Consider the following 9,836-nt stretch of genomic DNA (forward strand, 5'->3'; position numbering starts at 1 on the left):
TGCTAGGAAACTAGCACGTACGGTGTGAGGTGGGGGAAAAGGTGGAGATTACATCAAAGCCTTACCTATCATCATAATCTGTTTTATTTCAGCAATATGATGGGATGATGTTTGTTGTATTTACGATGTTTATTAGTTTACCAATCATAATGGAAGGAAGGGAATGGGTATGGTGGCGCATGCAGAAATAAACAATTTATCATTTGTATATGCTGATGAAAACGAAGAAGCGTTACAGCATATTTCTCTTTCTGTTCAAAAAGGAGAGTTTATTGCACTTGCTGGAGGATCAGGATCTGGAAAGACGACTTTATTAAAACATTTTAAAAAGGAATTACTTCCAATCGGTAAGCGTACTGGGGATACATATTATGATGGTACTTTATTAGAAAATGTAGCGGATTTGTTATCTGCTCAAGAAATTGGTATGGTATTTCAAAATCCAGAAAATCAACTCGTAATGGATACAGTAATTCAAGAATTAGCGTTTTCTTTAGAAAATATTGGATTACCATCACATATTATTCAAAAAAGAATAGCAGAGCTCATTAGTTTCTTAGGATTTCAAGATTTATTGCATCAATCTGTTCATACGTTATCTGGCGGACAGAAGCAACTTGTTAATTTAGCTGCCGTATTAGTAATGCAACCGAAATTGTTATTATTAGATGAACCGACAGCGCAGTTAGATCCAATTGCCGCAAAAGAGTTTTTAGGATTGTTAAAGCGTATTAATGAAGAACTTGGAATTACGATTGTTTTAAGTGAACATCGTTTAGATGAAGTAATACCACTTGCAACGCGCGTTATTTGTATGAGTAACGGCCAAATCGTGTATGACGGTAGTCCGAAAACGGTTGTAGCAAATATGTGGGAAGTAGAAAAGTTCCGGCCATTTATTCCGCAAATTCCAAGATTGTTTTTAGAGTGGAATACGAAAGATATTCCGTTTACAGTGCGAGAAGCGCAAATGAAAATGAATGATTTTTCAGCGATGTCATATGTAAGTGAGCCAATAGCACAAAGTGAAAAGCAAGAAGTCATTTTAAGTGCCGAGCATATTTCATTCCAATATGAAAAAAATAGTCCGCTCATTTTACGAGATTTAACAGTATCGATTGAAAAAGGAAAATGGGTAGCTCTCGTTGGAAAGAATGGGACAGGGAAGTCTACACTGTTAACGCTTTTAGCTGGATTGCAAAAAGCGAGAAGAGGGAAAGTAAAGTGGAATGGGAAAGTGATACATAAAGTTGATTCGAAAGAACGATTTAAAAGTATTGGGTATGTATCACAGCATCCGTATTATCATTTTACATTTGATACAGTGTGGGACGAAGTGTATGAACGAGCGCGTGAATTATATGGAGAACAAGGAAACGAAATAGCAGAACATCAGCTTAAAAAGTTTTGGCTATATGCACTTAAAGAACGCCATCCACATGATTGTAGCGGGGGAGAGCAACAACTACTTGCATTATGTACAACGTTATTATCAAAGCCGACTTTATTATTACTGGATGAACCGACAAAGGGACTCGATCCATGGAAGAAAGAGAGAGTAGGAGAGTTATTTAGGAAACTGCAAAAAGAAGGTACAACAATTGTAATGGCAACGCATGATATTGAGTTTGCAGCGAAATACGTGGATCAATGTATGATGTTATTTGATGGAGCAGTCATTATGAATGATGCACCGAAAGAATTTTTTAGTGGCAACTTCTTTTATACAACATCTATCAATCGATTCATTCGAAAAGAATTGCCATATGCATTAACGTGGGAGGATGTGTACGAAGCGTGTCCAAACGATATGTTGCATTCATAATATGTATTTTTGCAGTAATAATAGGCACATTACTCTTTACTACACTTATCATGGATGGGTATTACATGTTAAGTAGTTTGTTTTTATTAGTCGTTATTATGTTACCTTTCTATATCCGCTTTGAAAGAAAGGCGTTTGTTTCACGTGAAATTGTTCTCGTTGCCGTGTTAGCAGCAATTGCAGCAGTGAGCCGCGTACCATTTTCTATTTTACCGAGTGTACAACCGACTTCTTTTGTTATTATCGTTTCTGCAATCGTGTTCGGAAGTGAAACTGGATTTATGATCGGGGCAACAGCGGCGATTGTGTCTAATATCTTTTTAGGACAAGGTCCGTGGACGCCGTGGCAAATGTTTTCATGGGGTATGATTGGTTTTATAGCTGGATTATTACGTAATACGTTCTTAATGAAAAAGCTATGGGGAAGACTACTATACGGATTGTTTGTTGGATTTTTATTTGGCTGGATCATGAATTTCTGGGGACTTCTCGGTTTTATACGAGAGGCAACGTGGGAAACAGTCATTTCGTATTATATCGCAAGTTTTTATTTCGATTTGAGCCATGCAATTTCGAATGGTGTTTTCTTACTATTATTTAGTACGTCTTGGATTACGATTCTTACAAGATTTAAAAAGAAATATGGCATATTGGATAAGCATAACATGGTATAGAAAAGCATACTCATATAAGGTAGGGTCGCGACTTACATATTCGTTTGCCTCTTTCATGCTTCTTACATATTGTAAGGAGCATTTTTTATTGTCAAAAAATAGTCCAATATATATCCGTTACCATATAAAATTATTTGTATAATAGTAGGTGAGAATTATTTTCAAAAGGGAGGTGTATAGTTAATGAAGTTAGTTATTCCGAAGCAACATGGTGCATGGGCGATGCTTGTTATACCATTTCTATTAAGTGTAATACTTGGGAAACCTACTATGTATCATATTCCATTGTTTTTAGCTTGGTTCTTTATCTATTTAGCTACGTATCCATTTCTTATGTACATAAAACAAAAACGGAAAAAAGAGTATTTACATGCTTCAATTGTATATTTTATTATTGCGGTCATATTTGGGATGATTTCTCTATTATATGAATGGCGCATTCTTTTATTCGTAATAGTCATGATTCCATTCTTTATAGTAAATATGTATTACGCTCGTCAAAAAAATGAAAGAGCATTATTAAATGACGTTAGTGCAATTATTGTTTTCTGTATAGGTGGTTTAGTTAGTTATTATTTTTCAATGAAACTGATAGATAAAACAGCATTATTTATTGCGCTTATTTCATTTTTATATTTTTTAGGAAGTACGTTTTATGTGAAAACGATGATACGTGAGAAAAATAATCCGAAGTATCGTTATATATCTTGGGGTTATCATATCATGTTAACGGTCATCGTATTTGCTATTAATCCGTTGTGTTCTCTTATTTTTATACCAAGTGTCATTCGAGCCATTATATTGTATGGCAAAAAAATTTCTATTATAAAAGTAGGGATTTTAGAAATTGTGAATTCTGTATATTTTTTAATCATAACGGCAATAATTATGAAGTATGCCATTTGAAAAAACTTCCCACCTTATGATGGGAAGTTTTTTCAATCTTGTTCTAAAATGTGAACGGTGTAATCGCAGCGTTGAATAGCTTGTTCGATCGCATAAAGAGATTGCTCAATACGAGCGCGATTAAAATCTTTTTCAACAGTCTGTAATGCTGCTTCTAAACATTGTTTTGCTTCTTGTAATGATTGAAAAGAGTCTTGGACATATCCGCGGGCATTTTCGTGCATTTCATAATCCTCCTTGCATACTCATATATGTATAGTATGAACAGTAAAGAAGAAAATATAATTTGTTATATTTGTTTGACAATTGAAATGAAATTACGTATAGTAAGAATTAAGTGAATATTTTCTTATCCAGAGAGGTGGAGGGACTGGCCCGATGAAACCCAGCAACCGCGATGCAGGTGCTAATTCCAGCAGAACATATTTGTTCTGGGAGATAAGACGAAGATATATACGTAACTTCTTCTTATCGGAGAGGTTTTTTTATTGCAAAAAAACCGATTACGAAAATTTATATTAAGAAGAAAGGGGTTGCGCGTTACTGTGACACTCGAAAAATACGTAAAACTGCGTAGTACAGTTTATGAATATATGATAGAGCAAGATAAGCCGATATCATTGTTAGATATTCAAGAACATATCGTTTCGCATCATGAAGGAAAATTCACGAAAAAGATGTTACATCAATTTTATTTATCAAGACTATTAGATGAACTGAAACTGGATGGGAAAATTACATTAGCTGATGAATATCTCTATACTGAAAAAGGGGTATTTTATAAGGCGAGAAAAGGGAGCTAAGCTCTCTTTTTTTGAAGTATGTAGAGTAAAAGACTGCTTAAGCAGCCTGATACAGGGAATGGTGTTGAGTGTGTAGTGTCAAAGATTGAATGTGCCTGAAAGAGGCACTTCATATCGGCTGCAAATGAAAAGAGACACCTTCGCCGAATAGGTGTCAGTCGTTTTGTCATATAGACTTGCTATTTGACAGTTATTAGAATAACATGCAGTGGCTCTAGAAGTCAAAAGGGAATTAAAGGAAGAGGGGTTGTTATGTACGCTTATTTAATAAAAGAACTATATAGGCATATTCCGAAATATATTATTGATAGAGGATATGAATATTATGAAGATGGACATGTAGAAGATGTAGAAATACATAATAATAAAGTATTTGCATTTGTAACTGGAAATGCAGGGGATTATGAAGTGGTCATCGATCTCGAAGATTTTTCAGAAAGTAATTGTGAATGTCCATATGAAAATTATTGTAAGCATATGGCGGCAGTTGTTTATGATATGCAAGATGCTGGTGAGAGTAAGGTGAAAGAGAAACTGAAAGATTTAGAAAAGGAAGAGTTACTCACAGTATTAAATCGTTTATTGCAAAGTTCAAAAAACGTGCAAATTGTAGAGAAGATGTTAAAGAAGGGGAAACTTTAACTTATAGAGGGAGTTGTTTTGTAGTGAATGTACTCATTGTATACGCTCATCCTAGTTCTTCAAGTTTTAACGCGGCGATTTTAGAGTATGTGCAAAAAGGACTAAAGGAAACAAATCATTCAGTTACCGTACTTGATTTATATAAGGAGCAATTTGATCCAGTCCTTGTATTTAATGAAGAGAAGAAAAGACGTGATTTAGTAAATGAAGAAGAAACAGCTCGGTATAGGACATTAGTAGAAGAAGCGGATATGCTTCTATTCATCTATCCGATATGGTGGTGGGGGATGCCAGCTATTTTAAAAGGATTTATTGATCGTATTTTCGTTGCTGGATTTGCTTATAAATATGAAGGTGCTCTACCTAAAGGGTTATTGAAAGGGAAGAAGGCGTGGGTGATTAATACGCTAGATTCACCGTTATGGTACGTCGCACTATTATATCGATCAGCAGATTGGATTATAATGAAGAGAGGTGTTTTACGTTTTTGCGGCATTCGCGATATAAAACGGTCAGTATTTCAATCTGTAAAAACGAGTAAACGAGAGAAGCGGGAAAAGTGGTTATTACAAATAGAAGAAAAGGCTCGTACATTATGAATGAAATGGAACGTATTATAAACTGTTGTGGGTATGATAACGAACTTTTTCGAACGTATATTACATGTTTACTTCAATTGAAGAAATGTAGCGAAACATTTCAGCAAATTCAAATACAATTAAGAAATGACTACTTGATAAGAGGAATTTGTGAAAGAGAAGTGGATGAAGTAGTAAGGGGAAGTAAAGAATATGATACATATTTTCTTCCTAAAGCATTACAGTGGGATTTCCTTAAGAACAATCCACATTTAATTGAAAAAGTATGTGAAGATTTTTTTGCATTTGAGGCATTACATCTTACGGAGATAGAGTGGAAGACCATAATAAATTGCGTGGGAAATAAATGATTTATTATGTAAAAAAGCTAGTATAAAACTAGCTTTTCGTTTAAATAAATAAGAAACATAGACTAATGATAAAACCTGCATATAGTAAGTTCACAACGCAAAATCCCATAATATCACGAGCACCTAAACCAGCTATCGCTAATTCTGGTAATGCCCAGAAAGGTTGAATTAAATTTGTCCAAGCATCGCCCCACGCAATGGCCATTGCTGTTTTTGCAGCAGGTACACCAAGTTCAGCGCCAGCTGGAATCATAATGGGTGCTTGCACAGCCCATTGACCGCCACCAGATGGAACGAAAATATTAACGATGCCAGCACTTAAAAAAGTAAAGAGCGGGAAAGTCGTTTCGTTTGAAATGCTAATAAAGAAATTCGAAATAGCTCCTCCAAGTGAAAGGCCTTCACTATTTGCTCCAATCATCATCCCCATAATTCCTGCGTAAAACGGAAATTGAAGTAGAATGCCAGAAGCGCTTTTCGTAGAGTCTGAAAAAGCGCGAATATATTGAATCGGAGTACGGTGGAAAACGAGTCCAGCAATTAATAACATAAAAATAACGATGTCTAGCGTAAGGTTAAAGCCTTTCGTATAAAAGTAGTTGAAAATATAAATGAGACCTAACAATCCAACGCAAAGTGTAATAATGATACTATTTTCCATTTTCTCAGCGAACGTATTTTTCCCTACCTCTTGAGCGGCAGCTTCTTCATGAAACACGCTAGGGTCTACTGTAATCGTATGTTTTTCATCTGGATGCATCGCCTTATTAATGAGAGGCATCGTAACTAAAAAGATAATAACTGGAACGAGGGCGTATGGTGAGAATAACGTTCCAGTGATTGGAATCGCTTCTTTAATACTTCCAGCTGTCGTTTTCATTAACGTTTCTCCGCCTGTTGCTAACGTAAGAGGGATAGAAGCAGAAAGCCCCGCATGCCAAATGAGAAATCCAGAGTAAGAAGAAGCAATTGCCAGTCTATAATCTAATCCTTCCAGCTGTCTTGCTACTTCTTTTGCATATAAAACAGATACAACAATACCAAATCCCCAGTTTATGTACGCCCCTAGTAAACTTACGATTGAAATGGCAATAATACCTTGTCCATTCGTTTTCGGTAGTCTTGCCGCTTTCGTTAATCCTTTTTTAATAAGAGGGGCGTTTGCTAAAGCAGATCCTGTCACGAGTACAAGTGCCATTTGCATAGAAAAGGCGAGAAGTCCCCAAATGCCATTACCCCAGTGATTAATCATTTCCACAGGTGTTTGATGCGTTGCAAACATACCAAAGAAGATAACGAAAACAGTTAATAAACATGATAAAATAAACGGTTCTGGCAAGAAGCGTTGCACTAAGGCGACGCAACCATTAGTAAAAGAACGAAACAAAATAGATCAACCTCCTTATGTATATGTATTACAATTATTCGAGGTTGTTTCGTTCATAACCTCTTAAAAGTAGAAAATTCTGATATTTTTAGAAGGATTGAAATATGTTCAAGAAGAGTGGTAGCATCATCACCCTGACAGAAAAAGTTGCTTTTTCCCTAATATGAAATATTGCATATAAAAATGAATTGATGAAAATGTAAAAGCTTATTATAATGAAAGCATAAATATACAACACATCTTAATACAGCAAAGAGGAGGAAGGAATATGGAAATCGCAATGGCAGTTTTAAAATTTTTAGGTGGAGTAATTCCTTTAGTTCAAGAACTTTTAAAAGCGTTTATGTAAGTTTATTCGTTAGCTATCATATATCCATCATTATTATATCTTACTAAAAAAAGAACGGGGTGTTTTTTCTGAACATTAAGAAAAATACCAAGAAAAGAAAGTTCCTTACATGTGTATTAGTTAGTCTATGCACTCTTAATTATTCATCTATTTCTTTCGCAGAAACACAAATCGGTCATGCAACTAATATAACTAAAAATGCTAGTAGCATTGATACTGGTATAGGGAATCTTACATATAATAATCAAGAGGTTTTAGCTGTAAATGGTGATAAAATAGAGAGTTTTGTTCCGAAAGAAAGTATCAATTCAAATGGTAAATTTGTAGTAGTGGAACGTGAGAAAAAATCACTTACAACGTCACCAGTCGATATTTCGATTATTGATTCTGTAGCGAATCGTACGTATCCAGGAGCTGTACAACTTGCCAATAAAGCTTTTGCAGACAATCAACCGAGTTTATTAGTGGCTAAGAGAAAGCCTTTGAATATTAGTATAGACTTACCTGGTATGAGAAAAGAAAATACAATCACTGTCCAAAATCCGACATATGGTAATGTGGCTGGAGCAGTAGATGATTTAGTATCTACTTGGAATAAAAAGTATTCCGCAACACATACGTTACCTGCAAGAATGCAGTATACAGAATCTATGGTTTATAGTAAATCACAAATCGCAAGTGCTCTTAATGTTAATGCTAAATATCTTGATAACAGTCTAAATATTGACTTTAATGCAGTTGCAAATGGAGAAAAGAAAGTGATGGTGGCGGCATATAAACAAATATTTTATACTGTAAGTGCTGAACTACCTAATAATCCATCTGATCTCTTTGATAATAGTGTTACTTTTGATGAGCTAACTCGTAAAGGAGTAAGTAATTCGGCTCCACCTGTTATGGTTTCAAATGTAGCTTATGGTAGAACGGTTTATGTAAAATTAGAAACAACATCTAAGAGTAAAGATGTACAAGCTGCTTTTAAAGCTTTACTGAAGAATAACAGCGTCGAAACGAGTGGACAGTACAAAGATATTTTTGAAGAAAGTACCTTTACTGCTGTCGTATTAGGTGGAGATGCGAAAGAGCATAACAAGGTTGTTACAAAAGATTTCAATGAAATACGAAATATCATTAAAGATAATGCTGAATTAAGTTTTAAAAATCCAGCATATCCAATTTCATATACAAGCACGTTCTTAAAAGATAATGCAACTGCTGCTGTTCATAACAATACAGATTATATCGAGACGACAACTACAGAATATTCAAGTGCAAAAATGACACTTGATCATTACGGTGCTTACGTTGCACAATTTGATGTATCTTGGGATGAATTCACATTTGATCAAAATGGGAAAGAAGTACTAACACATAAAACATGGGAAGGTAGTGGCAAAGACAAAACAGCCCATTACTCTACAGTAATCCCTCTTCCACCAAATTCAAAAAATATAAAAATCGTAGCAAGAGAATGTACAGGTCTTGCATGGGAATGGTGGAGAACCATTATTAATGAACAAAATGTTCCATTAACAAATGAAATAAAGGTTTCAATTGGAGGAACAACATTATATCCGACGGCTAGTATTAGTCATTAGGTTGGAGCAAAGCGCCCTGTTTATAGGGCGCTTTTTTAATTAGGTGAAAGGTAGATCGGCGTTTCTCCCCATCAAGCTAAAAAGAATATTTACCAACATAGCCTTATACAATTGCATTTAACTTTAGTTAAACTTTCATGTATGAGTGTTATTTTATACATTCACTTGATTGTTAAATATGCAGGTATGATTCTCAACGCTCTTATGTTTACCTGTTTTGAGCTAAAAATAAGAAAATTTGAAATGTTAGTTGTATACATTGTGTTAAATATTGTAAAATGGAATGGTACCAAAAAAACTAAATTGGTACCAAAGGTTTAGGGGCGGATTATGAAACAAAGAATAGTAACAGAAACCATTCATCAAATTCAAACGAAGGGGTTTACATTTACAATTAGTGATTTAGCAAAACAATTAGCTGTCAGTAAGAGGACAATCTATGAACACTTTTCTTCAAAAGATGAAATAGTAGATGAAGTTATTCGTAATGTAATAGAAAGTATTCAAGAAAAGGAAAAAAATATCGCTGAAGATGATACGTTACAAATAGTTGAAAAAATAAGACTCATCTTAATTTGCATTCCACAACAATTTACATTCATGGATGCACGTTTATTAGTAGAACTAAATGTCAACAACGATTCAAATTTCCCCAATTTCAACGAAATGAAATTCCCCATTATGAACGGCTAAATCGTTGTTT

10 protein-coding genes, 2 pseudogenes and 1 riboswitch are annotated in these 9,836 nt (G+C 34.7%); of the genes and pseudogenes, 10 read left to right on the top strand and 2 right to left on the bottom strand.

Features of this window, described 5'->3' with window-relative positions; all coding sequences use genetic code 11:
* Nucleotides 1–77: 77 nt before the first annotated feature.
* From PDQ33_RS26870 to PDQ33_RS26885, 4 genes and pseudogenes are all read left to right on the top strand, one after another.
* Nucleotides 78–191 (top strand): annotated as a pseudogene (locus PDQ33_RS26870) (energy-coupling factor transporter transmembrane protein EcfT); the annotation flags it as partial.
* Nucleotides 164–1,825, top strand: a complete 1,662-nt coding sequence (locus PDQ33_RS26875) for an ABC transporter ATP-binding protein (RefSeq protein WP_270756929.1) — start codon at nt 164–166, stop codon at nt 1,823–1,825. The pseudogene PDQ33_RS26870 and the gene PDQ33_RS26875, both read left to right, overlap by 28 nt.
* Entirely contained in the window at nt 1,798–2,499 is a 702-nt protein-coding gene (locus tag PDQ33_RS26880) for an ECF transporter S component (protein ID WP_270756928.1), read from the top strand. The genes PDQ33_RS26875 and PDQ33_RS26880 overlap by 28 nt, the downstream gene beginning before the upstream one ends.
* 183 nt (nt 2,500–2,682) lie before the next feature.
* Entirely contained in the window at nt 2,683–3,405 is a 723-nt protein-coding gene (locus PDQ33_RS26885; protein ID WP_061130529.1) for a YwiC-like family protein, read from the top strand.
* 32 nt (nt 3,406–3,437) lie between these two features.
* Here the strand turns inward: PDQ33_RS26885 and PDQ33_RS26890 are convergent, their stop codons facing one another.
* Entirely contained in the window at nt 3,438–3,629 is a 192-nt protein-coding gene (locus tag PDQ33_RS26890; RefSeq protein WP_000545001.1) for a hypothetical protein, read from the bottom strand.
* Nucleotides 3,630–3,751: 122 nt separating this feature from the next.
* Nucleotides 3,752–3,850: riboswitch (SAM riboswitch) on the top strand.
* 100 nt (nt 3,851–3,950) lie between these two features.
* Here PDQ33_RS26890 and PDQ33_RS26895 point away from each other — a divergent pair.
* The 4 genes from PDQ33_RS26895 to PDQ33_RS26910 all read left to right on the top strand — a co-directional run bounded on the left by PDQ33_RS26895 (nt 3,951) and on the right by PDQ33_RS26910 (nt 5,799).
* Entirely contained in the window at nt 3,951–4,208 is a 258-nt protein-coding gene (locus tag PDQ33_RS26895) for a hypothetical protein (RefSeq protein ID WP_000171478.1), read from the top strand.
* Nucleotides 4,209–4,460: 252 nt separating this feature from the next.
* On the top strand, nt 4,461–4,850 hold the full coding sequence (locus tag PDQ33_RS26900; protein ID WP_048556804.1) for an SWIM zinc finger family protein: 390 nt from the start codon (nt 4,461–4,463) through the stop codon (nt 4,848–4,850).
* Nucleotides 4,851–4,873: 23 nt separating this feature from the next.
* Nucleotides 4,874–5,449 carry an NAD(P)H-dependent oxidoreductase gene (locus tag PDQ33_RS26905; RefSeq protein WP_061130530.1) on the top strand — a complete coding sequence of 192 codons (576 nt, stop codon included), beginning with the start codon at nt 4,874–4,876 and terminating at the stop codon, nt 5,447–5,449.
* The gene (locus PDQ33_RS26910) at nt 5,446–5,799 is read left to right on the top strand and encodes a group-specific protein (RefSeq protein WP_061130531.1); all 354 of its coding nucleotides are present in this window, start codon (nt 5,446–5,448) and stop codon (nt 5,797–5,799) included. The genes PDQ33_RS26905 and PDQ33_RS26910 overlap by 4 nt, the downstream gene beginning before the upstream one ends.
* Nucleotides 5,800–5,839: 40 nt before the next feature.
* Here the strand turns inward: PDQ33_RS26910 and PDQ33_RS26915 are convergent, their stop codons facing one another.
* Nucleotides 5,840–7,186: a short-chain fatty acid transporter gene (locus PDQ33_RS26915; RefSeq protein WP_270756927.1), complete on the bottom strand. Its 1,347-nt coding sequence runs from the start codon at nt 7,184–7,186 to the stop codon at nt 5,840–5,842.
* 408 nt (nt 7,187–7,594) lie between these two features.
* Between PDQ33_RS26915 and alo the strand changes: the two genes are divergently transcribed.
* Complete coding sequence (alo, locus tag PDQ33_RS26920) at nt 7,595–9,133, top strand: anthrolysin O/cereolysin O family cholesterol-dependent cytolysin Alo (protein WP_270756926.1); 1,539 nt, start codon at nt 7,595–7,597, stop codon at nt 9,131–9,133.
* Between the two features lie 330 nt (nt 9,134–9,463).
* Nucleotides 9,464–9,760 (top strand): annotated as a pseudogene (locus PDQ33_RS26925) (TetR/AcrR family transcriptional regulator); the annotation flags it as partial.
* Nucleotides 9,761–9,836 lie beyond the last annotated feature (76 nt).

This window comes from Bacillus cereus group sp. Bc031 (assembly GCF_027716265.1).
In the GTDB taxonomy this organism is placed as follows: Bacteria; Bacillota; Bacilli; order Bacillales; family Bacillaceae_G; genus Bacillus_A; species Bacillus_A paranthracis.